The following is a 24,689-nucleotide window of genomic DNA, read 5'->3' on the forward strand; positions in this document are numbered from 1 at the left end:
CTTCGTCGTCAGATACCGCCGCCGCTATCGTATTGGTTTTCGGCAATGTCGCGCTCGTTCAGCCAGAGTTCCAGGGCCTCTACCATCTCCTCGGCCGACTTGCCGAGTGTCTTGAGATGGATTTCGGGATTTTCCGGGGCTTCATACGGTGAATCGACGCCGGTGAAATTCTTGATTTCGCCATTCAATGCCCGCGCATAGAGGCCCTTCGGATCGCGTCTGGCGCATTCCTCAAAGGGTGTGTCGACAAACACCTCGACGAATTCACCGCTGGCCATCAATTCCCTGGCCATGCGCCTTTCGGCGCTGAATGGCGAAATGAAGGAAACAATGACGATCAGCCCGGCATCGGCCATCAGGCGCGCCACTTCGGCCACGCGGCGAATGTTTTCGACGCGGTCGGCGTCGGTGAAGCCAAGATCGCGATTGAGCCCGTGGCGGACATTATCGCCATCCAGGATGTAGGTGTGGCGGCCGGTGGCGAACAGCTTCTTCTCGAAAAGGTTGGCGATGGTCGACTTGCCCGACCCAGAGAGCCCGGTGAACCAGAACACGGCAGGCCGCTGGTTCTTCAGATCGGCGCGGCCATGCTTGCCGACATCGAGCGATTGCCAATGGATGTTTTCGGCGCGGCGCAGCGAATGCAGGATCATGCCGGCGCCGACCGTGGCGTTGGTGATGCGGTCGATCAGGATGAAGGCGCCGGTCGTGCGGTTCTCGGCGAACGTATCAAAGGCGATCGGCGCCCGCGTCGAGATGTTGCAAATGCCGACCTCGTTCATTTCCAGCGACTTGGCCGCCTCATGGGCAAAATCGTTGACGTTGACGCGGTATTTCAGGTCGGTGACGGTAGCGCTGGTCTGGTCGGTCTCGGTCCGCAGGATATAGGAGCGGCCCGGCAGCAGCGCGTGCTCGTCGAACCAGACAATGTTGGCGGCGAACTGGTCGGCGACCTGCGGCCGCGTCGCCGGTGACACCAGCATGTTACCGCGCGAGACCTCGACCTCGTCGTCGAGGACAAGGGTGATGGCCTGGCCGGCGACCGCCTGGCTCAGATCGCCGCCGTGCGAGACGATGCGCCTGACATGAGCGGACTTGCCGGATTTGGCGACAACGACCTCGTCGCCTGGTGAGACGGAGCCGGACGCAATCGTGCCGGCAAACCCGCGAAAATCGAGATTGGGGCGATTCACATACTGCACCGGAAAACGGAACGGCAGTTCGACAACGGCTTCATCGACTGACACGGCTTCCAGATGTTCGATCAGCGTCGGGCCGGAATACCACGTCGTCTTATCCGAGCGGCTGGTGACGTTGTCGCCGTAACGGGCAGACATCGGGATGGGCACGATCGTCTCGAAGCCAAGCTTGTGCGAAAATTGCCGATAGTCCTCGATAATCCGTTCGAACACCGCCTTGTCGAAGCCGACGAGATCGATCTTGTTGACGGCGAGCACAATGTGCCGGATGCCGAGCAGCGAGGCGATGATCGAGTGGCGCCTTGTCTGGCGCAGCACGCCTTGCCGGGCGTCGATCAGAACGATGGCCAGATCGGCGGTCGACGCGCCCGTCGCCATGTTGCGCGTGTATTGTTCGTGGCCAGGCGTATCGGCAACGATGAATTTACGTTTTGGCGTGGCGAAAAAGCGATAGGCGACATCGATGGTGATGCCCTGCTCGCGCTCGGCCTCGAGGCCATCGACCAGCAGAGCGAAATCGACGTCGTCGCCCGTGGTCCCATGCTTGCGCGAATCACGCTCGAGCGCAGCAAGCTGGTCTTCGAAAATCTGCTTGGTGTCCGAAAGCAGGCGCCCGATCAGCGTCGACTTGCCGTCGTCCACCGAACCGCAGGTCAGGAAGCGCAGCAGCGATTTTTGTTCCTGCACCGCCAGATAATCGCGAATGCCGTCGGTGGGGGCGAGGCTCTCGGCCGTCATGTGGCGCATGCTCAGAAATACCCCTCGCGCTTCTTTTTTTCCATCGAGCCGGCTTCATCACGGTCGATCAGGCGGCCCTGCCGTTCGGAGGTGCGCGCCGTGAGCATTTCGCCGACAATGGCCTCCAGCGTGTCGGCGTCCGATTCGATCGCGCCGGTCAGCGGATAGCAGCCGAGCGTGCGGAACCGCACCAGCCGGTTCTCAACCGTCTCGCCGGGACGCAGTTCCATACGGTCGTCATCCTTCAGAATGAGCATGCCGTCGCGTTCGACGACCGGTCGCTCCTTGGCGAAGTAGAGCGGCACGATCGGGATGTCTTCCTGGAGAATATACTGCCAGATATCGAGTTCGGTCCAGTTCGACAACGGAAACACCCGGATCGATTCACCGGTCGCGATGCGGGTGTTGAATATCTTCCACATCTCCGGCCGCTGGTTCTTCGGATCCCAGACGTGTTGGGCATTGCGAAAAGAGAAGATCCGCTCCTTGGCGCGCGATTTCTCCTCGTCGCGTCGCGCCCCGCCGAAGGCTGCATCGAAGCCGTATTTGTCGAGCGCCTGGCGTAGCGCCACGGTCTTCATCACATGCGTATGGGTGTTTGAGCCATGATCGAAGGGATTGATATTGTCGCGCACACCATCGCCGTTGACATGGACCAGGAGATCGAAGCCGAGCTTTTGCGCCATCTGATCGCGAAAGGCGATCATCTCGCGGAATTTCCAGGTTGTGTCGACGTGGAGAAAGGGAAAGGGCGGCTTGGCCGGATAAAACGCCTTCATCGCAAGATGCATCAGCACGGAGGAATCCTTGCCGACCGAATAGAGCATCACCGGCTTGGCGAAGGTCGCCGCAACCTCGCGAAAGATATGGATGGATTCGGCTTCAAGCCGCTGCAGATGCGTTAGCGCGATGTTCATGGACTTTAAGCGTTCTCTCGTGCCGCCCGGATCTTGCATCGATGCATCAGGCGCATTTTTTCAGCGGCCCGGTTCAAGCTTCATCTCTGGACGATGTTCTTTTCGTGGAGGCGTTCTAGCAGATCGCCATTATCTATAACAATGAAAGACAGGCCTGCGCTGGAATGGTTCGAGAATGAATTTTCCACGCAGGGACCATAACTCGGAAATTCCTGCCCCAGATCGCAGAGCCGTCGCCAGGCGGCGCTAGGACGGCGTTCCGATGGGAACAAGCAATTTTTCACCGTTGTGGTCGATCTCGATCAATTCACTCTTCTGGCGGGCTGCAAATCCTTTGTGGAAGATAATGGCGTTCATAAAGGCAAACGTCATTGCAAGCGCCTCGGTCCGCAAGGGATAATCGACGAGTGAATGGATGAGAAGGAAAAACACCGAGAGAAAAGCTGCCTTTTGAAGTGGGTCGCGGCGAATTCTGACTAGCCGCCCAAAAAGTAATATAAAATATAAAGCCATCAATAGAATTGCAATTACTCCCCCTTCAAAGGCTATTTCTAGATAGTCGTTGTGGGCATGATTAACATACTTGTTAAAGATCATTCCTTCCTTTTCGTATATCTGATAGGCTTTTTGGAAATTCCCAAATCCAACACCAGGGACCAAATTCTCTTTGATTCCCTCAATAGTGGTACGTGCAAATTCTCCTCGCCCGAAATCTGGGTCAATAGCTTCGGCCTCGATCTTCGTCCATGCGCCTATTGTAAACACTGAAAGTGCTATGAAAACGGCAACGATGCCAATCCCACTCACTCTGGAACGCGCTGAAAGAAAGATTATGGATAGCACGGTGATCGCTAATCCGATCAGGACGCCGGCACGCGAACCGGCAGCCAAAAGGAGCAGCAAAAGCGTGGCCAGCCCGAGCGATCCGGACAAAAGATGTCCGCGGAACAGACCGTAATAAACGACGAAGGGGATAGACACAAAAAGCAAAGCCGCAAAATGATTCTGGTTGGCAAAAAGCCCGGCATTGATCGTGAACGGCAACAACCCCTCTATGGCGATGTCGTCCGAGAGCGAATATTGAATCGCGCCCGCCAAGCCGTTGCAGATAACACCCATAAAAAAGAACGGCAGAAGTGCATTGACCTGCTCGGCACGCAAACGCAATACGCTCAAAAAAAACGCCGCCAACGCCGCCAGATACAACAGACATTCGATCGTTCGTCCAACGCCGACACTGACGAAACGAAATTGGGATTCCCCTACAAGCTCGGAGTCTGCGAGCAGCAGCTCCGGTCGCAATCCGCTGAATATCACCGCAGGCAGCGGAACGATTTGCAAAACCACCAGCGCCACAGCGAAGATGAGCAGCCACAGAACAGAACGGGGTATTCTCTGACCAGAGGTTTGAGAAAAAACCGCTGCCGCCGAAACAATTGCCGCGATCTGAATCAGCGTGTCCGTGTAAAGCCCGCTTGCAGTACCACCGCCGATCAGCAGCGATATGAACAAAACCGACCCAAGGAGATACTTTTCCCATTCCGATGGCCGGTCGCTCAAGATGAAAGTCTCTCAATGCTCAATTTGTGCATTACCAACGTGCCGACATAGCGAAAGCGCCAGCTCTCGGCAATGGCGGCCGTCTCCAGCCGTAACAATTGCATGGGGCACCCAGCCCGTCTAATCGAAAACTTTTGACTGAGCGCCTGGCGATTGTATGTACCCTCCGGAATTTTAAACCGCGCTGTTTCGCTGGCTTGCCCCACGCACTTTATCGACCAGAACAATTCCTTTGGAAGTTTCAGATTCCTTGCAGAGGCTATCAGAGAAATCTTGTAAGAGCCGGGCGGCAGCTGGATATACTGCTGAAGAGCTGTATTCTTGACGGGCGTATTCAGGAAGCGGACCGTCGCCCCCCCCTCACCTTCGATCGCACCTTGAGATGTTGCAAACGTAACTTCCAGTCCCGACTGATCGCGGAGTTGCCAATCGAAATGCTTGCCGCTGTAGACCGGTTCAAAGGTGCTGTTGAAAATATATCCACCCAACCTCCCTTGCTCATCGGTCAGGCTGAAGAGAAACAACCGATATGCCGATTCATACTCTTTCTGAAGAATATAGCCGCCGATAACTGCCGACAATTCGTTCGATTTTGGTGGAGCGTCCGACCCTTTCAAATCGAGCAACAGCCGGTTTGCGGAATCGAGCCCTTCGGGAGTTCTGCGGAGAGTGGCGAACAGATTGGTTCTCCAGGGCGCCTCCGCCTTGATAGCTGCCAGAACAGCCTGGTATCCATCGGGGCTCGAGAGGATTGTCGGCAGGCCCTCGGCGACATCAGGAAATCGATCTGGCCATCGCCGTAGCAATATATCGATCTCGCGGACGGCCCCGGACAAATCGCCTGTTTCAATCGAGCGACTTATTGACCTCTGGAGCGCGTGGATCTCAGTCTTGGACAACTTTCTAGCTCGATCGAAGAGCTCATAGGCTTGGTCTTTGTCACCCTTTCGGTACTTGATTTCGCCGATCAGGCTGTACAGACGTGCGTCCGCGAGATCAAAGCGAAGCGCCCTTCCGGCTTTGTCGAGCAATGCATCGAGGTCAGGAGCGTCGCTTGCGTCGTTCAGGTCGTTGGTGATTTCGCTTATCAAGGCATTAACGTTCAGCGGATCCAGCGCGAGGGAAACGGTAGGCGTTTCGGTTTCAAGAAACCGACTTAGCCCGATCGATGAAGCCGCCAACACTAGAACGGATGCGGCGAACCAAACGCCTGAACGCCGGAGATTTTGCATAAGCGGGCTGGTCTGCTCCGTCATCGACTTTGCCCTCAAGTTTCGGGGTGCCGTAATCGTAGTACTGGTAGTTCATATATTTGTAGCCGTAGTTGTAATCGAACTTGTTCACTGCAAACTTCGACATCGCGGCTCCGACCACGTTCGCGCCGGCAGATCGCAGGCGCTTCAACGCCGTCTTCGCCGACTTGCGCGTCACCTGATTCGTAGAAATGACCATCAATGTGCCCTCGGCAAGCCGGCTGAGGATGGGCGCATCTGAAAGGCCGACGACCGGCGGGGCATCGATTATGACAAGATCGAAGCGCTTGCCGAGATTGGTAACGATCAGCGCCATCTTTGGCGAAGAGAGCAGGTCCGCAGGGTTCGGCGGGATCGTTCCGGAAGTCAGGACGGTCACATTAGGGTATTTCGTCGCCCTGAAAATGCTTGCCAGATCCTCCTTGCGGACGGTGTTCGTCAAGAGATTGCTCAGCCCAATTGTGTTGTCGAGACCAAACAGCCGGTGAAGATTGGGCTTCCGAAGATCGCCGTCGACAATGAGAACCCTGGCGCCGAGCGCGGCAAAGTCCTGTCCAAGCTTGAATGAGGTGGTCGACTTGCCCTCCGAGGGTTCCGAACTCGTGACCAACAGCGACCGCGGCGCACCTTCGGCCCCGGAAAACTGAAGCGATGTTCGAAGCGAACGGTAGGCCTCGGACAGTCCTGATTTTGGATCGGCGATGCTGGCAATCAATTCCCGGTCATCAACATGCGGCAGGATGCCGAGCATCGCCAATCCCAGTTCCTTTTCGATTTGCTCCGGATTGGTGAAGGTGTTGTTCAACAACTCAATTATGTAAATTATTGACGCGCTGAGCGCCAGGAAAAGAGCCAAAGCGACCGCAAGATTGACGCTCAGGCGCGGAGAATAAGGATTATTAGGCGGTGTAGCGAAATCGACGATTGCGGCACTTTGTGTCTTGAGTTCAGAGCTGACGCCGACCTCATTCAGCTTGGCAATAAGATTATCATACTGCGACCTATTCGAATCAACCTCACGCTTCAGAATCGTGTATTTGATGTTTTTATCGTTGAAGATAACCTGTTGCTTTTCCATCTCAGCGAGTTTGGACCTAAGGTCAGCTTCCTTGCTCTGAGCCTCCTGGTATTTCTGCCGCAGGGAATCCGTTATCGTTAAAACGCCATTGTTATAAAGCCGTTGCAGCTCCTTGATCTGCGCCTGAAGCTGCTGCATTTCTGGAAAGCCAGGCTTCAATATGCCCAACTTCTGCTGGTATTGGCTGGTCAAATCCGCCAGTTTCTCGGTGATCTTCTGCAGACCTTCACTCTCCAGGACTGGGCCAAGACTCGATCCGCGCCCCTTGTCTATCTGGTCCACCATCCGTCCGGCATCGAGACGCTCCTGGATTGCTGTCGCGAGAGCCGTATTCAGAGCCTCGATGTTCGACCCTATCAGCGATTTGTCGTCGCCGGTTATGGTAATGCCTACGTCCTTTGCATAAGCGACCAGATTCTCTTCGGATTCCTGAAGCTTTTGCTTTACCTGCAAAACCTGTTCCTGGATGAACTGCCGTGCCAGGTCGGAAGTTTCGCTGGTCTGGTCGAGGCGTTGATCTATGAAACTTTGCGCCACTTGATTGGCGATATCACTGGCGTATTTCGGTTTCTGATCGATAAACGAAATCGTTAGCAGACTTGTGTTGGTAACCAGATTGACTGTCAGATCTTTCAAAATACGCCCGATCGCGATAGCCTCGCGTTGCTCCGGGGTTTTCTCCTCTATGGATGGCGATTTCGAGATTCCAAAGGCGCGATAGAAGACATTGCTCAAGGAGAAGTCCGACGTGGGAAATAGGAAGTCCGGCTTCTCGCTGAGGCCCAACTGGAACACCACTCGTTGCGCCAAAGCACGGCTTTTCAGCTTTTCACGGGCAGTCAGAAAGGCGCGGACGTCAGCGTTTTCGGAAACCACTTCGATGTCCTGGAAGACCTTTGCCGAAGGAACCAAAACTTCCAATTGCGTTGTTGCCTGATACTTAGGCGTCTGCATCATGGTAACTATTGCGCCAGCGACAAGCCCGGCCGCCGCCATCATGACGATCAGCCAGCGATACTGGGCCACGTAAAACAGCAGCCTGAGTGGATTAAAGCGCTCGTCCTGTTCGGAGTGATCGCGACCATAGGGGCTATAGTTTTGCGCGCCGTCATAATACAGATCGGCAGACAAGGCCTGGCCATGTCCTGGGCCAGCAATTTGATGCTGTCTATTGCGATCGAGCATGGTGCGAAGCAATCCTACGGTTGTCTGCGTCCTGAATTCTGACGGGCAATGATCATATGCCCGGGATCACCGCAATTCGGGCTGCACTCGAGGCGACACCGAGAGCGTCCTTGAGATTGCTCAGCGCAATTTTCGATTTCGAGGCGAAGACGACAATCTTGTCGCCACCATAGATGCGTGGATTGCGGCTCTTGCCGGCGCGAATCTGCTCCACATTGTAATTTGCGACCAGAGTATTTTGACCGATATTGCGATAGACAAAAACTTTTCCCGCATCGGCAACGGGCTTGAACCCTCCAGCAAGGGCGACCGCATCGATAAGAGAAGAATTGGCCGACACCGGAAAAATACCGGCCCGGTTGACTTCGCCGTCGACGGTAATGCGCTGTCCGATCGATTCCTTGACATAGACCGACACATCGGGCGACTGCAGATAGTTAGCGCCGTAGGCGGTTTCGATTTCCTGCTCCAGCTGACGGACGGTCTTCCCGGCCGCGGTGACGGTTCCGATAAGAGGAAGCGAAATTTGTCCGCCGGCGTCGACTTGAACGATTCTGTTCAGATTGTCGACCTGGAACACATTCACCTCCAGCACATCATTAGGCGACAAGGGCTGCTCATTGCCGTTCTGGCTGTTTTGCGGCGCAGGCAGTTCCTTTACGACCTGCAGGGCGCCGCCACCGGAGAGCGGTGCCGACGATGACGTCAGTTGCAGCGCATCAACCGATGCCGGCGAAGACGATGATGTCGTCGACGAGGTGCTCGTGCAGGCAGACATCGAGAGCGAAGCGAGCAAGGCACATATCGCGCCCGTATGATTTTTTGCGAAATGAAACCCGCCCATTACGCTGCCCCACCCTTCAACAGGCGACCCAATCCTGCAAAGCGACCGACGGTGCCGGGGCCTGGCTTCTTCGAGCGTGCCTTTCCGACCGGCTCGAGGGGCCGGTTCGCCAATATCTCGCCTGGACGTTTCAACACCATACAGCGGGCCTCATCTTCCCCACATCGCTTCGCGGCAACGGCAACCGCCTGCGAAAGCCCAGGGCGCCGGCGGGTGGCGCCATGGGTGTCCGAAGCGATAATATCTACCCTGCCCTCGTCAATCAGCTTTTCCGAATAGTAAAGCGCCGTGCGTCCAAAAGCACCAACAATCGAGTCTGCAGTAAGTTGAATTAGGCAACCCACTGCATTCAATTTCTCGACAATTTCGTAATTTGCCTTGATCCATGTCAGCCGCTCAGGATGGGTAAGAATCGGAACGAACCCGGCGTTTATGAGGCGCAGAGCGAAATCTTCCAGCCTTGGCGGCAGAACGTGGTGCGGCGGCTCCAATAGAAAATAGCGAGATCTGTTCAAGGTCGGCACGCTGCCTAGCGCCAATTGCTCCGGCAGTTCCGGCGCTATATGCACGTCGGCGCCAACGTAAAGAGCAAGCGGTATTGCGGCGCGGCTCAGCGCCTGTTCCAACTCTTGAACCGCCCGGGCAATATTTGCCGATCCGTTTTCGTACATGCCTGGCACGATATGCGGCGTACACGCCATATGCGTCGTTCCGTCGGCCACCGCCAGCCGTGCCATTTCCAGCGATTCGGCAAGGCTAGGCGAGCCGTCGTCAAGACCGGGCAAGATATGGGAATGCAGGTCGATCATGGGTGGCCGCGCTGAAGCAAACTGACGACTTCTCCCAAACAAAAGGCAAATGCGCCACCCGCACCAGAGCGAATGACGCATTTGTCAAGATCGTGCAATACGGCAGGATTCAAGCTATTCGCTGACAGCGTGCAAGCTGATAGCCAGCGTTGCCGCGCCACCTGTCACAGGACCGCCCAGCGGCGGGAGACGAACTCGCCCGCACGAAGCGCATCCAGCTTCGACTCAAGCAATAGCGCTGTATGGTTGACGAATTCCATCGATATCCCGACTCCAGCGGCGCGCCAAGGCGCAGAGACGCCGGCAACACAATACAGCAGAGGCAATCACACGCTCTACCATATTGTATTAAGTCTAACGGCTGACGCTGCCGTTGCCGTCGCCGTCATCCTGCGTTGCAGCGAGAATACCAGCCGCACCAACCATGCCCCCAAAAATAAACAGCGGAGTGTTGGACTGGTTGTTGTTGCCCGGGGGAACCTGAGCCGTATGCTCAGAGCCCAGCATTCTTAGGCAGATATTGTTCTCGACACGAGAAATGTCGAGGCTTGAATTCGCAGGCACATCCAGGCTGCAGGCACCGACATTGACGGAGGCCGCCCCCTTGGCACCGACCACTATGCGGCTGCCGAAATCCAACGCATTTCCTGCTTTTGCCGGGCCATAGCCGGCGGCTTGCGAAACCATTACGTCGCCATTGGCCTGCCCGATGGAACCAATCGAACTCGCCGCTCCCTGATAGGGTGTCATGCAGGTGCAAGACGCATCCTGAGCGGACGCATCCTGAGCGAACGACGAAACCGGGCCGAAACCGATCGAGGCGACAAATCCGGCCAACGCAATTTTTACAGTGAGGTTCATTCGTTTCGATCCTTTTTGTCCCCGCCGTACCTCGGCCCCACCCGGGCACCAAGGTATTGATCAAGCGCGTAACAGCTTTTTGCGTTGATTCCAACATGCTACGCAGGTGCGAGATGATTTTTGGTTTCTCATGTGTTTCATTGGACACACTCGCTTGCCGGATTTGATTCTACCATTTTCGCGCCGGCCTTCTATGGAACTTGTCGGAAAGGCAAGTTTATTTGGTGGCGTTTGAGGGCCATCGCGCCGATGCTTTGGTATAGGGATTGTGGTCGACTCTGTTTAACGGGGGGCGTTATCGCACATTCTGTCTTTCGTTTTATGACAGGCAGTCGGCGTGAACTATGAGCCTGACAAGCAAGATTTGTAGGTCGAACCTGCCTGCGCCGGCTGTCCGCACAAGATGCCGTTCTCGGCAAGTTTGGCGGCCAAATCCGCGCCATCGGACGTGAGGCATTGCACAACGACGGCATCACCAAACTTTGAGGCGACATTGCCGTCGCAAGGCGTCCCCATGCCGACCGGCTTGCAAGTCAGGGCGAGCCCCTGGTAGTCCCGGCGCGCCGCGTCCGTTACGATGGCACGCAGGGATTGAGGCTTGGTAAACGCCACGCCGCATAGCACAATTTTGCGGTTGCCGACGCGAAGATCATCGACCGCCTGGATGAAAAGCTTGCCATCAAACGGCTCTATCGCGGCTTGTGGCTTTGGCGGTGGGGGGCGACGGGGCGTCCCTTTTTCCACGATGATGGCAAAGAAGCTAACCGCAAACGCCAGGGCAAGGAGTGCCAAAAAGCTTAGTTTCTTGAACGACAAAAATCCTCACTCCCGGCCAAGCACGTGTCTCTATCACCCGGCGGAGACGTCCAGACGACTCACCTCCGCCTGGTCGCATCCATTTCAATCGAAGAAATTGCGTCAACTGCCCTATCGTGCTTCGCCGACGGTGCTGTCAAGATATTGGGTCAGCGCGCAAACCAGATGATAAAAGATGCTTGCCGGCACATCGGTCGCCGGCGAGCGACCTCGCTCGTCGATTCGGTCTATCCACAGGCCGAGCGGCGCCGGATTGATGTGCCAGCGGAACAGGCGGCCGACACGCGCTTCGATCTCGGGCTTGAGGTCGGGGCCGCCCGAACCGTCCAGTGCAATCGCCGCCTTGATTGCTTCGGCCTGCGGCCAACTGCGCGAGACAAGGTCGAGCGGCAAGCCCTGCCGCGAGACTGCGCCATAGGCGAGGCCGGTGGCGCGATTGAGGCCGTTGGCGATGGCCGAGGCATAGAGCTTTCTGGCAAAGCCGGTCAGGTCACTCTGGCCGCTGCGCCCGGCGAAGTCGACCAGCAGCGAGGCCCATTCGAAATGGTGGCCGGGTTCCGTCCAGGCACCTTTCTCGCCCTCCGCCGGCCTCCACTCGGCATCGAAATATTCGCCCAGCGTCCAGCTCTCCGGATCGAAGAAATGGCTGCGAAACAGATCGACGATGCGGGCGGCGCGGCGAAGATAGGCGAGCTGGCCGGTCGCTTGATGCCAGGCCAGGAAAGCCTCGAGCAGATGCATGTGCGGGTTGGAGCGCCGTTCGCCCTCGCCGCTCGACGTTTCGAGAAAGCCGGTCATGCGGTGATCCTCGAGATGCGCGTCAAGAAACGCAAACGTTTCTTCGGCAAGCCGCAATGCATCAGGATTGCCGACCATGTGGGCATGCGCCAGCGCCAGCAGCACGCAGGCATGATCATAGGCATCCTCGGCTGCGTCGGCGACGGTGCCGTCGACATTGAGCGTGCGCACCCAGCCGCCATTGTCGGTGCGCCCGTTCCGGGCCATGAATTCGAGGCCGTGGCCGATCAACAGGTCGGCGGGCCCATCCCAGCCGCGCGCCCTGGCGACAGCGAAGGCGTAGACTTGCCTGGCCATGGTGCGCATGCGCTTGGGCTTCTTCAGCGGCGTGGCGTCAAAACCGAGCGCCTCGTGAAAACCGCCATGGCGCTCATCGACCCCGACCGTGGACCACAGCGGCACCGTCTCTTCGAACAGCCAGTGATGAACACGGCGCCGCCAGGCGCCGCTTTCGATGACGCGATCACCGGCGGGCGTGAACCTGGTTTCCAGCCGGCCGCTCTTTTCGAGCTGCTCGACGATCTTCTTGACGTTCTGGCTGCGGCTGACCGGCGCGACGAAGGTGGCATCGGCGGTCGAGACGATGGCAACGTCCTTCAAGCCGATGGCAGAGAGCAGGCGACTGTCGCTGCGGATGTAGGAGTTCTCGCAATCGATGGCGACGACATCGCCGACGATGACATTGCCGTCATTGTCGGATGGACCGACATCGAGCAGCGACTGCCAGGAACCGAGATCGTTCCAGCGGAAGCCGGCCGGCACCATGGCGATGTCGCTTGCGCGCTCCATGATCGCATAGTCGATCGACGTCGATGGAATCGCGGCGTAAAGCTCCAGAGGCATATAGAGACCGGAAAGATCCGATGTCGCCGCCTGGTAGGCAATCTCGGTGGCCTTCCAGATTTCGGGCTCGAAAGCCGTGAAGGCGTCGCGCATGGCGCTGGCACGAAACAGGAAGATGCCGGTATTCCAGTAGAAGTTGCCGGCCGCCAGGTAATTCTGCGCGGTCGCGAGGTCCGGTTTTTCAACGAAACGCGAGACATCGCAGATGCCATCCTTCTCGCCGGCGATCTCGATATAGCCGTAACCGGTTTCGGGGTGGCCGGGCTTGATGCCGAATACCACCAGCCGGCCGGCACGCGCCGCGCCGGCACCGTTTTCCACACTTTGCCAGAATTGCCGCGCGGTTGCGATCTCATGATCTGACGGCACCACCAGCACCAGGCTGTCGCCAAATTCGGAGAGGGTGCGCAACGTCGCCAGGGCGACTGCGGCGGCGGTGTTGCGTCCGGTCGGCTCGAACAAGGGGCCGCCGCCGGAAAGGTCGATGCCGGCGAGATCGGCGTGGACGCGGTCGGCGTGCCGCTCCGAGGCAATCAGGAATACCGGCGTTTCGCCGTCCGGTCGCGCCGTAAGCCGCCGCAACGTCTTGACCAGCATCGAGCCATCGCCGGAAAAGTCATGGAACTGCTTGGGATTGTCCTCGCGCGACAGCGGCCACAGCCGTGAGCCAATACCGCCGCTCATGACAAAACTGACGATCCGCTCGGTCATGGGGTAACACCTTTAACTTTGACATTTCAAACGACGCAAGGAGTGCCGCCAACATGCTGTCGGCGGTGCATCTGTGGCCGCCCCTGCGGCGGGACGATCCAGATGCTCGGGGAAGCTGAACGCGGACCAATGTCAAGGGGAGGCACGGAGGATCCCTCGGAGAAGCCAGTCTGCCGTGGTCTATGGCCGCGGTTCACAAGCCTCCTGGGTTGACGCGCCGAGACGAATTTCGCGCTGTTGGCCATGCCGCGCAATCGGCTGTGTGCCTCGGGTCAATAGATCTGCAGGCCTCGCCTGTTCAGGACCGCCAGCGTTGTGTGCCGACCGTCGATACTTATCTGGGCGTTGAGTTGGCCGCACTGGACGGGGTATGTTGTGCGCTTGTCGTCACTCTGCCACGGGTTGATCGCCATCACGATGCATTCGTCTACGTCCACCATCACCTTGCGGATCAACGCTTCGTGTGATTTCCATACTTCATGGGCGGGTCGGTCGATCAGTAGCCGGCCGCGGGCTAATTTCTCGGAAAGCGCGCCGACCCTGCTCAGTGACCGGACAAAAAGCGGAAGCTGCTCGTAAGGCTGTTGCGTCCCGGTTTTCACCTGAGGCTCATAGCCCCACAGAACGACGCCCTTGGCGCCGCTGAAATAGGGCACGATCGCCATCGCCTCGACCAGATAGGATGGCAACTCCTTCCCCTTCAACGCACTGTTTGCGCCGTGAAATCGAAGCCACTCATAGGCGTAGAGCGGCTTCTCACCTACGGACCGGGTGCGCAGATAATTCTCCTCGACATTGGCCGCCATGTATAAGACAGCGTCAGGCCGATCATAGAAAACGTATATGCTAGCCACGTAGAAATCGACGTAAGGCTCGATATACTTCCACAGTCGCCAATCCGACTTGTGCGTGCCGTCGTTTTGAGCCGCATCCGGGGAAATGCTGCGGTGGAATGGCTGCACACCGTATAGCCCAACGCGTGCCGTGGGATAGCTCTCCTTTGTCCATTTCAGCGGCTGCCAGAACCATTGCGCCCACTGTTTGAAATAGGCTTCGTCGAAGGCTTCCCTCGACTTCGCGCCAGAAGCTTGCCGTGCCGCATGGTTTTGCCAAGCGAGCTTGGTCTCTTCCTCAAAGGGGAATTCTATGTCCTGGACATAGATCCCCTTTGGGGGAGCCCGCTGGATGTTGCGCCGGATGATGCGTTCGAAGAATGGCGGTTTCTGCCACGGATTGATGTGGTGACTACCTATTGCGCTGGTGATGTTCTCGCGTTGCCCGCCGGGAAAGTCCGCGTAAGTGTTCAAGATTGTCACAGGCTCGAAGCCTCGGGCGTAGGCGTTCTTCGCTGCTTCACCCTTCGAGCCGTCGATCACGTTCCAGTACGCCTTGAGATCGCCAGCCATAGAGAGCTCAGGAATGTTGCCCCAGGCGGAGTCTTGCGGCGACTGCGCAAGGCTGCTTCTTCCGCAAAAGGCAAGAAGGGCAAAGCCCGCAACAATCCCCGCAGAGGTCAGCACTGCGAAGCGACGTTTAATCTCTGCTCTTTTCACAATTCCTCCATCCGAGGTTCGGGTCGCATTGTTCATTTTGGCTACCTGGCCTGGCGTCGCCGGGAAGAACCTAGCCAACCGAGTCTTCTTTCATCCCCACGAAAACATGCCACCACAGCATGGGATCAAGCACTTAGGCGGCAGATTTCCAAAGTTTGGTTGACGGGTAGCCCTGTTCATTTGATTATGGATTTGATACCCGCCAGCCAGAAATGACAACCCAGAAAGTCGGACATGAGCCACGGTTTTGAATCCAGGACTTATCCAGAAATGCTCGCTGGCGGCTTCAGTCGCGTTGACGGAACAATCCAGTTCTACACGAGAGTGAATGCCCTTCTTTCTGAGAACATGGTTGCCATGGATTTTGGATCGGGGCGCGGAGGATGGTACACCGACGAGAAGCTGCCTTACCGCCGTTCCCTCCGGAATCTCAAAGGCAAGGTGAGAAGGGTAATTGGTGTCGACGTCGATCCGGCCGTATCGGAGAACCCCTCCATAGACGAAGCTGTGGTCTTCGATGGGTCTCATATACCGCTAACCGATGCCTCGGTTGATATCATCATCGCCGACCATGTTTTCGAGCACCTGCCCGACCCTGCCAATACAGCCGCGGAACTCGACCGGATATTGGCGCCAGGTGGCTGGATTTGCGTGCGGACGCCAAACAGGTTCGGTTATGTGGCGCTGGTCAACCAACTGCTGCCGGAGAACGCCAAATCAGCAATCCTGCATTTCGCCCAGCCAGGTCGCAAGGACAAGGATGTCTTCGAAGCCCATTATCGCCTGAACACCAGATCGGCGTTGAGGCGTCACTTTTCCGGATATGAGATCGCCTTGCATTCCTGGGAGGCCGAGCCGGCCTATCATGCCGGCAAGGCCGCCATCTTTCACCTGGTGAGAGCCTGGAGCTCACTGGTTCCGAGCGGCATGAGCACGGCGCTTTTTGCGTTCATGCGTAAATCCCAGGTCGGGACCCCAACAGCCTGGAGTTCTTGATGAAGGCCAACGCCGCGACCGTTAATCAGCCGGCCAGGTGATGTTACACGCCCCTTCAACTCTGAATAAACCTACCAGCCTTCTCCGCAGGGATAGCAATTGTATTCCACGCAGGACCCTCAATATCGGAATTTGGCAGGAGCGGTTTGGAACCGTCGAATAACCGATAATCGCTCCCGACCAGGATACGACCAATTTCAGCGGAGTTACGAGGGGAAACCTCGATGGCCAGGGCCGAACGCTTCGATCACATCGATGCGCGTGCCTGTTTTGTCGGCAAGCGTCCGGATTGCGGCGGCACCGACAAGGGCGCTGGGATCGGGCTCGACGGCGGTTACCGACCAGCCCTCGCGCGCCAGGGCATAGGAGAGGATGCCATTGCCGGCGCCAAGGTGCTGCGAATCGCATCGAACTCCGCGCTTTCGTGATAGCGCTGCGCAGCCACGACCGGATCGTCGAAATAGGCGGCGCGGGCGAGCTCTTTCATCGAAGGCTCGCTCATGCACCAGCGGACGGCGTCTTCCCAAGTCATGGCCGCTTCAGGCATCGAGAGAAACCATATGCTGGATCAATCCCCGTGGTTTTCCGGCAACAACTGCGTGAGGCGGCACGTTCTTGGTCACAACGATCTCACTCTCCCGTCGATATCTCGGATACGTCCACAACAGCCGCCATCAATGCTCAGCTCGACGAGCGCGACAACGCTTTCGCGTCACAGGCTTGCATGCTTTCCCGTCCGTCATTCAAGGCAGGTTGTTTCCGGCGCTCGTGAGACGTAGTACGCTGCCCATCGCCTCAAAGCGGCACATCGTCGATCACACTTCAGCCAGGACGTTATTCTAGCGAACAGCTACGCTACCGTCTGTTGCCTCGTCAAGTTCAGATCACGAGAATTCGAATCGCGCGAATTTCGTCCGCGCAAAACGCCCTTGCACCCCTTACCTGCATTGAGTGCCCGCCGAGCGCCTGCCGCGAGGATTGCCCTTGGCCGGCGTATAAACCAGCCCCTTCGAACGTCGGGACGGTTGGAGAACAACGCAGGAACGTTTTTTATTCCAGTCTGGGCCGGGTTCGATCGAGGGACGGCCGATGTCGCTGTGGACGGCGAGTGTTCGACGCTGGGTTGCTTATCCGTGCTATCAAAAAAACCGGTCGAGGCCCGGCCAGGTCGAAATTGACAGATCACCACTTGCAAATCGGTCGCGGCTGTCTTTTGCTCGCGCGACAGTTGTCCCGTTGAATGGTTGACGAACGGATGAACAAAATCGATCGGCGACGGCCGGAGTCCGAAGCGGACGCCACCGTAAATGCCGCGCGGCTTGGAACGCGGTTGCGCCTCGCCCGCCAGACGCGGGGCATGACGCTGAAGACGCTGGCGACAGCTGCGCACTGCTCTGAAAGCCTTTTGTCCAAGATCGAGAACGGCAAGGCTTCGCCATCCCTGCCCATGCTTCACCGCCTGGTCGAAGCTCTGGAGACCAATATCGGCTGGATGTTCGAACAGGTCGACGACGACGAGGCGATCGTGTTCCGCGCCGGCGCGCGGCCATTGATCTCGCTCGACACGCTGAGGCGCGGCGAGGGCATCTCGCTCGAACGCATCATTCCATATTCGCCCGGACACCTGCTGCAGTGCAACATCCATCATATCGAGGCAGACGGCGAGAGCGAAGGTCCCATCCAGCATGTCGGCGAGGAAGTCGGCTACGTGCTCGCCGGCCGGATCAAGCTGATCGTCGATGGCAAGAGCCATGATCTCGCCACCGGCGATGCGTTCGTATTCAGGTCGGAGCTGCCGCACCATTACCGCAACATCGGCAAGGAGAGAGCCAGCATTTTTTGGGTCAACACACCAGCGACCTTCTGACGGCTGCTGTGAGATCAAATTCGTTGACAAATATTCAAGTCTCTTGAATGTTTGCCTTGTGCCTGTAGCACCAACGGCCAGCCTGACAGGTTTGGCCCGCAAGCAAGGGGAACCGTAAATGCGTCCGTTCAAACTTCTCGTCCGTTGCGCCGCCGTCCTAGCCATCTGCTCGACAGCGATGGCATCGGCGTTCGCCGATACGTTCGCTCTGGTCAACATCAACCAGCAGGCCCTGTTCTTCAACCAGATCAACGAGGGCGCGCAGAAGGCGGCCGACGCTGCCGGCGCCAAGCTGGTCATCTTCAATGCCAACAACGTGCCGAGCGCGCAAAATGACGCGATCGAGAACTACATCACACAAAAGGTCGACGGCATCATTCTGGTCGCCATCGACGTCAACGGCGTCAAGCCTGCAATCACCGCCGCGAAGGCGGCCGGCATCCCGGTGATCGCCATCGACGCGCAGATCCCCGACGGCGACAACGTTGCGTTCATCGGCGTCGACAACGCCAAGGCCGGCGAGGATATCGGCAAATTCTACGCCGATTATGTCAAGTCGGAGATGGGCGGCACCGCCAAGATCGGCATTGTCGGCGCGCTCAATTCGTTCATCCAGAACCAGCGGCTCGACGGCTTCAAGAAGGCGGTCACCGACAGCGGCCTGGCGATCACCTTCCTCGACACGGTCGACGGCCAGAATGTCCAGGAGACCGCAATGAGCGCCTCGGAGAATTTAATGACCGCCAATCCGGACATGACGACGCTCTATGCGACCGGCGAGCCGGCGTTGCTCGGCGCAGTTTCGGCCGTAACCAGCCAAGGCCGCACCGGCGACGTCAAGGTGTTCGGCTGGGACCTGACCAAGCAGGTCATTCAGGGCATTGACGATGGTTGGGTGGTGGCGGTCGTCCAGCAGGACCCGGCCGGCGAAGGCAAGGCCGCTGTCGAAGCATTGGTCAAGCTCAAGAAGGGCGAAACGGTCGAGCCGATCATCAATATTCCGGTGACGATCGTGACCAAGGACAATGTCGAACAATACCGCGCGATGTTTCAGTAGACTGCATCGATGACCCGTCCGCGGCGCCGCGAAGGGCTACGCCGCGGACGCTTTGCAATCCCGTGGGATCCAAGATGAGCAGTGGCGAGACCTATCGGGTGCGGATGAGCGGCATCTCAAAGCGCTACAATGCCATTCAGACGCTCGATGACGTGTCGCTGGTGCTGAGGCCGGGCGAGGTCCTGGGGCTGGTTGGCGACAATGGCGCCGGGAAGTCGACGTTGAGCAAGGTGCTGTCGGGAGCGGTGGTTCCCGATGCCGGCACGATCGAGATCGATGGAACGCCGGTGACCTTCACTTCGCCGGCGGACGCGCGTGCGGCGCGCGTCGAGATGGTCTATCAGGATCTGTCGCTCTGCGACACGGTCGACGTCGCCGGCAATCTCTTTCTCGGCCGCGAGCCGCGCCGCCGCATCGCTGGCATTTCCTTTCTCGACAAGAAGCGCATGCATGAGCAAACGCGCCAGATGCTTGACCGTCTCGGCATCGTTATCGCCGACACGCGGCTCAAGGTCGAAAACCTGTCCGGCGGACAGCGACAGTCGATCGCGATCGGCCGCGCCGCCTCGTTCGAGCCGTCCGTGCTGATTATGGATGAGCCGACGGCGGCGCTCGCCGTCGCCGAGGTCGAGGCTGTGCTGGACCTGATCCGCACCGTCAGCGCCCGCGGCGCCAGTGTCATCCTGATCACCCACCGGCTTCAGGATCTGTTCCTCGTATGCGACCGCATTCAGGTCATGTACGAAGGACGCAACGTCGCCGAGCGACTGATCGGCGAAACCAATATCGAGGATGTCGTCAACCTGATCGTGGGCCGCAAGTTCAACGCTCGTTCGGCCACCAACGCCTATCGCGATGGAGCGCCAGCATGAGCGAAGCGACTTCGACTCGCTCCGCGCAGTCTCGAAGGGTCCGCGCAGGCACATGGCGAGATGCGGTGCTCGCCAACGGCAGCGTCGTGTCGATCGCGCTGTTCTTTCTTATCGTTAGCGTCATCTTTTCGGTGGCGACGGACGCCTTTCTGACGGCGCCCAATCTGCTGAACATCCTGCGGCAGTCGGCACCGCTGCTAATAGTCGCCGCAGCGATGACCTTCGTCATCACCACCGGCGGCATCGATCTTTCGGTCGGCTCCGTGCTGGCGCTGGTGGCAACGTTGTCGGCGACATTGCTGCAGTTGGGCCTGCCATGGCCGCTGGTCATCCTCGCCATGCTTGCGCTGGGAGCCTTGCTTGGCGCGGTGCAGGGCTATTTCGTCGCTTATGAGGGCATCCCGGCCTTCATCGTCACGCTTGCCGGGCTTTCGGTGATCCGTGGCGTGGCGCTGCTGATCACCGGCGGCTACTCGATCCCCATCGAGCCGGGCAGCCCTTTCACGGTGCTGGGCCGCGCCTGGCTGCTTGGCGTGCCGGCGCCGGCGCTGATCGCGCTGGCGATCCTGGCGATCGCCTATACCGCCTTCAACGAGACGCCGTTCGGCCGCTACGTGACCGGCATCGGCGCCAACGCCGAAGCGGTCAGGCGCGCCGGCGTGAACACGCGGCTGACGACGCTTTTCGTTTACGTGATTTCCGCCGCCGCGGCAGCTCTTGCGGGGATCATCATTGCTGCCCGGCTCGGATCCGGATCGTCGAATGCCGGACAAGGATTTGAACTCGAAGTGATCGCTGCCGTCGTGCTTGGCGGCACCAGCCTGTTCGGCGGCCGCGGAACGATCGTCGGCACCGTTCTCGGCGCGCTTACCGTGGCAGTCATCGGCAATGGCCTGATCCTGGCGCATCTGTCGCCTTTCCTGACGCCGATCGTCACCGGAACGATCATCCTGATCGCCATCTGGCTGAACTTCCGCCTGTTCCGCGGCGCCGTGCGGAGCCGTTGAGCCCATGAGTGATCTTTTCGATGACGCGGCTCCCAGGCAGAGGCTGGCGATCGGAGTCGAAACCGGTCATGTGATGACCGTGCTCGGCCCCGTTCCGGTCGAAGAAATGGGCGTCACGCTGATGCACGAGCACATCTTGCTCGACGGTGCGCGCAGCTGGAAATGTCCCTGTCATCCCGACGACATGGCGCTCGCCGAGCAGCCGGTGAACATTGAGATCATCGGCGAATTGCGCATGAACCCTTACGTCAATCGCGACAATATTTCGCTCGATGACAGTGACTTGGCGCTGTCTGAGCTGCAACGCTATCGCGCGCTCGGCGGCCACACCGTCGTCGACGCGACCAATATCGGCATCGGCCGCGAGCCGGAAAAGCTCGCCCGTATCAGCCGCATGTCCGGCCTGAAGATCGTCATGGGCACCGGCTTCTATCTGGAGTACACCCATCCCGAATGGCTGAAGGCGATGGATGTCGACGCGGTGACCGAGTTCATCGTCAACGACGTCGGCGGTGGCGAGACGCAGCCGCCGATCCTGGCCGGCCTGATCGGCGAGATCGGCGTCAGCAAGGATTTTACATCGGAGGAACGAAAGTCGTTGCGAGCTTCGGCGCGGGCCTCGCGCATCACCGGCGTGCCGCTGTCGATCCACCTGCCCGGCTGGGAGCGGCTGGCGCACGATGTGCTCGATGTCGTGGAGGCGGAGGGCGCCGATCTTCGCCACACTGTGCTCTGCCACATGAACCCCAGCCACAATGATCTCGACTACCAGACAAGCCTTGCCCGGCGCGGCGCGTTCCTGGAATACGACATGATCGGTATGGACTATTATTATGCCGATCAGGACGCGCAATCGCCCTCCGACGAAGAGAACGCGCGGGCAATCGCCACGCTTGTCGAGGCCGGCTTCGGCGATCGCCTGCTCTTGTCGCAGGATGTGTTCCTCAAGATCATGCTGACCCGCTTCGGCGGTTTCGGCTACGGCTACATCCTCAAGCATTTCATACCGCGCCTGAAACGGCATGGCGTCGAGCAGCCAGCCATCGACCGCATGCTGATCGCCAATCCGAAAGCCCTGTTCTCGCGGCAGAATCAAGCCCAGACTTACGGCTGAGACTTACGACGGAGTTCAAATGTCCAAGAAAAAGATCCTGCTTGCCGGTGAATCCTGGGTGTCGACCGCCACCCATATCAAAGGCTTCGACCAGTTTCCGACGGTCACCTACCACACCGGGGCGGACGAATTGCTGACGGCCCTGAAGGCGACCGACTTCGACGTGACCTTCATGCCGGCGCATGAGGCACAGCGCAGCTTTCCGCAAACAATGGAGGCGCTTTCGGCCTATGACGCGGTGGTGCTCTCCGACATCGGCGCCAACACGCTGCTTCTGCATCCCGACACCTGGGTTCACTCCAAGCCCACGCCGAACCGCCTGCGGCTGCTGCGCGATTATGTGCGCGATGGCGGCGGGCTTTTGATGTTCGGCGGCTACTACAGTTTCCAGGGCATCAATGGCGGCGCGCGCTACCGCAAGACGCCTGTCGAGGAGGTGCTGCCGGTCAACTGCCTCGCCTTCGACGACCGCGTCGAGGTGCCGGAAGGGTTTTCGCCTGTCCTGAAAGGCTCCTCGGACCATCCGATCCTAAGGGGTCTCGGTTCGGATTGGCCAGTCCTGCTCGGCTTCAACGAGGTGACGCTGAAAGACTGGGCGGAAGTCCTGGCAACCGTGTCGTCGGATTATGGCTCGCTGCCGCTGCTCGTCACCGGCCACTATGGCAAGGGCCGCACTGTGGCCTGGACATCCGATGTCGGGCCGCATTGGCTGCCACCGGAGTTCATCGCCTGGAATGGCTACAAAACCCTGTTCGAGCAGATGCTGAGCTGGGCGACCGGTGAGAACTGAGCAATGCATATCCATGTCGTCGGCAATGCCTGCGTCGACACAATTTTTCGCGTCGGCCGCTTCCCCGCCGCCGGCGAGACTTTGAACGCCCGCAACTACGCCGACGGCCTCGGCGGCAAGGGAGCAAACCAGGCGGTTGCGGCCGCGCGCACGGGTGCTGCGGTAACATTTTGGACGGCGCTCGGCAAGGACCGCGCAGGCGCATGGATCAGGAGCCGCCTCGACAGGGAGTTGTCTGACCTCGAGGCGATTGAATTCGACCTGCCAAGCGACCGCTCGACCATCGTCATTGGGGCCGGCGGCGAGAACTTCATCGTCAGCGGCGTCGCCTGCAGCGAGGCGTTCGATCCGATCGCACAAACCGCACTTGCGGGCCGAATCGCGTCTGGCGACATCGTTGTCTGCCAAGGAAACCTGCGAGGCGCCGCGATAGATGCCTGCCTGCGGGCAGCACAGGAAAATGGCGCGCGCACCGTCCTGAATGCCAGCCCTATCGATGCGGCGGCTCTGCCTGACTTCGGCCTGGCGCAGGTGTTGGTGGTGAATCAATCCGAGGCGAAAGCGCTGACCGGCCAGGATGACATGGCAGCCGCCGCCGACGCGCTGGCGGCCAAAGGCGCCGAGACAGTCGTGATCACGCTCGGTGCGGAAGGCTGTCTCGCCCTTGGCCCGGACCAGGGAGGATCGTTTCGTTTGCCGGCACCACGTGTCGAGGCGCTCGACACCAGCGGCGCCGGCGATGTGTTTTGCGGCTGTCTGGCCGGCGGGTTTGCCAAGGCAATGTCGGTTGCCCCGGCGCTGAAGTTCGCGCTCGCGGCTGCCGCAATTGCGGTGACTCGCCCGGGCACATTGATATCCTGTCCTTCCGCGTCTGAAATGGCGGCGCTCATCGATCAAACGGAGCTCTCATGACCCAACTCGGTCAATCAGGCGGCGACGCGCTCGTAGAACTTTTCGGCCGCACCAAGGTGGTGATCGGCGTCGTTCACCTGTCGCCGCTCCCCGGCGCGCCGCGCTATGACGGCGAGGCGGTCGAGGCGATCTATCAGCGCGGTCTTGACGATGCGAGATCTTATCTCGATGGCGGATGCGACGGCGTGATCGTCGAGAATCATGGCGACATCCCGTTTGCCAAACCTGACGATATCGGACCGGAGACAGCGGCCTATATGGCGGTTATTTCCGACCGTATCCGCCGCGAGTTCGGCAAGCCGATCGGCATCAATGTGCTCGCTAACGCCGCGATCCCTGCCCTTGCGATCGCCAGCGCCTCCGGCGCGGGCTTCATCCGCGTCAATCAATGGGCGAATGCCTATGTCGCCAATGAGGGCTTTGTCGAGGGCGAGTCGGGTCGCGCAGCACGCTACCGCGCCAAGCTGCGCGCCAACGGCATCCGCGTTTTCGCCGATGCGCATGTCAAGCACGGCGCGCACGCGATCGTTGCCGACCGCCCGGTGGAGGAACTGGTCAAGGATCTGGTCTTCTTCGACGCCGACGCCATCATTGCGACCGGTCAACGCACCGGGCACGCTGCGGATCTGAGCTATATCAGCATGATCAAAGAGGCCGCCGGCCTGCCGACGCTGGTCGGCAGCGGCGTGACGCCCGACAATGCCAACGATATCCTTGGCATCGTCGATGGGATCATCATCGCCAGTGCGCTGAAGCATGACGGCGTCTGGTGGAACCAGGTCGACCCTGCCCGAGTAAAGACCTTCATGGCCGGGCTGAGGCGATGACAAGCCATTGAGACACGCGTGAATCGAATCTATCGCTTCGCGCGCTTGGGCTTGGTTACGGAAGGGCTGACCTGCAGAGCCC

Annotated in this window: 21 protein-coding genes; 10 read left to right on the plus strand and 11 right to left on the minus strand. The window is 58.9% G+C overall.

Annotated elements, in window-relative coordinates; genetic code table 11:
• Positions 1–8: 8 nt before the first annotated feature.
• The 11 genes from cysN to AC0L3O_RS02920 form a co-directional block, all read right to left on the minus strand.
• On the minus strand, positions 9–1,946 hold the full coding sequence (cysN, locus tag AC0L3O_RS02870) for a sulfate adenylyltransferase subunit CysN (protein WP_473614755.1): 1,938 nt from the start codon (positions 1,944–1,946) through the stop codon (positions 9–11).
• 2 nt (positions 1,947–1,948) lie between these two features.
• Positions 1,949–2,854: a sulfate adenylyltransferase subunit CysD gene (cysD, locus tag AC0L3O_RS02875; RefSeq protein WP_287061411.1), complete on the minus strand. Its 906-nt coding sequence runs from the start codon at positions 2,852–2,854 to the stop codon at positions 1,949–1,951.
• A 246-nt stretch (positions 2,855–3,100) separates the two neighbouring features.
• Positions 3,101–4,414: an O-antigen ligase family protein gene (locus AC0L3O_RS02880; RefSeq protein ID WP_473614756.1), complete on the minus strand. Its 1,314-nt coding sequence runs from the start codon at positions 4,412–4,414 to the stop codon at positions 3,101–3,103.
• Positions 4,411–5,670 carry a tetratricopeptide repeat protein gene (locus AC0L3O_RS02885; RefSeq protein WP_473614758.1) on the minus strand — a complete coding sequence of 420 codons (1,260 nt, stop codon included), beginning with the start codon at positions 5,668–5,670 and terminating at the stop codon, positions 4,411–4,413. The genes AC0L3O_RS02880 and AC0L3O_RS02885 overlap by 4 nt, the downstream gene beginning before the upstream one ends.
• Positions 5,558–7,930, minus strand: a complete 2,373-nt coding sequence (locus AC0L3O_RS02890; RefSeq protein WP_287308195.1) for a GumC family protein — start codon at positions 7,928–7,930, stop codon at positions 5,558–5,560. The genes AC0L3O_RS02885 and AC0L3O_RS02890 overlap by 113 nt, the downstream gene beginning before the upstream one ends.
• A 52-nt stretch (positions 7,931–7,982) precedes the next feature.
• Entirely contained in the window at positions 7,983–8,726 is a 744-nt protein-coding gene (locus AC0L3O_RS02895) for a polysaccharide biosynthesis/export family protein (RefSeq protein WP_287207887.1), read from the minus strand.
• A gap of 47 nt (positions 8,727–8,773) precedes the next feature.
• Positions 8,774–9,583: a tyrosine-protein phosphatase gene (locus AC0L3O_RS02900; protein ID WP_473614759.1), complete on the minus strand. Its 810-nt coding sequence runs from the start codon at positions 9,581–9,583 to the stop codon at positions 8,774–8,776.
• A 354-nt stretch (positions 9,584–9,937) separates the two neighbouring features.
• A complete protein-coding gene (locus AC0L3O_RS02905; RefSeq protein ID WP_473614761.1) occupies positions 9,938–10,444 on the minus strand; it encodes a hypothetical protein in 507 nt (168 codons plus the stop codon).
• 342 nt (positions 10,445–10,786) lie between these two features.
• The gene (locus tag AC0L3O_RS02910; RefSeq protein ID WP_473614762.1) at positions 10,787–11,260 is read right to left on the minus strand and encodes a hypothetical protein; all 474 of its coding nucleotides are present in this window, start codon (positions 11,258–11,260) and stop codon (positions 10,787–10,789) included.
• A gap of 111 nt (positions 11,261–11,371) precedes the next feature.
• On the minus strand, positions 11,372–13,612 hold the full coding sequence (locus AC0L3O_RS02915) for an AGE family epimerase/isomerase (RefSeq protein WP_473614763.1): 2,241 nt from the start codon (positions 13,610–13,612) through the stop codon (positions 11,372–11,374).
• Between the two features lie 272 nt (positions 13,613–13,884).
• A complete protein-coding gene (locus AC0L3O_RS02920; protein WP_287308259.1) occupies positions 13,885–15,201 on the minus strand; it encodes a hypothetical protein in 1,317 nt (438 codons plus the stop codon).
• 198 nt (positions 15,202–15,399) lie between these two features.
• Between AC0L3O_RS02920 and AC0L3O_RS02925 the strand changes: the two genes are divergently transcribed.
• The 10 genes from AC0L3O_RS02925 to AC0L3O_RS02970 all read left to right on the plus strand — a co-directional run bounded on the left by AC0L3O_RS02925 (position 15,400) and on the right by AC0L3O_RS02970 (position 24,607).
• On the plus strand, positions 15,400–16,161 hold the full coding sequence (locus tag AC0L3O_RS02925) for a class I SAM-dependent methyltransferase (protein ID WP_473614765.1): 762 nt from the start codon (positions 15,400–15,402) through the stop codon (positions 16,159–16,161).
• A 224-nt stretch (positions 16,162–16,385) separates the two neighbouring features.
• On the plus strand, positions 16,386–16,589 hold the full coding sequence (locus AC0L3O_RS02930) for a hypothetical protein (RefSeq protein WP_473614766.1): 204 nt from the start codon (positions 16,386–16,388) through the stop codon (positions 16,587–16,589).
• 827 nt (positions 16,590–17,416) lie between these two features.
• Complete coding sequence (locus AC0L3O_RS02935; RefSeq protein WP_473614768.1) at positions 17,417–18,028, plus strand: cupin domain-containing protein; 612 nt, start codon at positions 17,417–17,419, stop codon at positions 18,026–18,028.
• Between the two features lie 118 nt (positions 18,029–18,146).
• Entirely contained in the window at positions 18,147–19,085 is a 939-nt protein-coding gene (locus AC0L3O_RS02940; RefSeq protein WP_473614769.1) for an ABC transporter substrate-binding protein, read from the plus strand.
• 74 nt (positions 19,086–19,159) lie between these two features.
• Positions 19,160–19,957: an ATP-binding cassette domain-containing protein gene (locus tag AC0L3O_RS02945; RefSeq protein ID WP_473614770.1), complete on the plus strand. Its 798-nt coding sequence runs from the start codon at positions 19,160–19,162 to the stop codon at positions 19,955–19,957.
• The gene (locus AC0L3O_RS02950) at positions 19,954–20,964 is read left to right on the plus strand and encodes an ABC transporter permease (RefSeq protein WP_287227442.1); all 1,011 of its coding nucleotides are present in this window, start codon (positions 19,954–19,956) and stop codon (positions 20,962–20,964) included. Before AC0L3O_RS02945 ends, AC0L3O_RS02950 begins: the two co-directional genes overlap by 4 nt.
• A gap of 4 nt (positions 20,965–20,968) precedes the next feature.
• Entirely contained in the window at positions 20,969–22,078 is a 1,110-nt protein-coding gene (locus AC0L3O_RS02955) for a phosphotriesterase family protein (protein WP_473614772.1), read from the plus strand.
• A gap of 19 nt (positions 22,079–22,097) precedes the next feature.
• Positions 22,098–22,868 (plus strand): glutamine amidotransferase, encoded by a 771-nt coding sequence (locus AC0L3O_RS02960; RefSeq protein WP_128245136.1) that lies wholly within the window; start codon positions 22,098–22,100, stop codon positions 22,866–22,868.
• Positions 22,869–22,871: 3 nt separating this feature from the next.
• A complete protein-coding gene (locus AC0L3O_RS02965; RefSeq protein WP_287341588.1) occupies positions 22,872–23,780 on the plus strand; it encodes a PfkB family carbohydrate kinase in 909 nt (302 codons plus the stop codon).
• Complete coding sequence (locus tag AC0L3O_RS02970; RefSeq protein WP_023802732.1) at positions 23,777–24,607, plus strand: BtpA/SgcQ family protein; 831 nt, start codon at positions 23,777–23,779, stop codon at positions 24,605–24,607. The genes AC0L3O_RS02965 and AC0L3O_RS02970 overlap by 4 nt, the downstream gene beginning before the upstream one ends.
• Positions 24,608–24,689 lie beyond the last annotated feature (82 nt).

The sequence above is a fragment of the Mesorhizobium sp. WSM4810 genome (assembly GCF_055811235.1).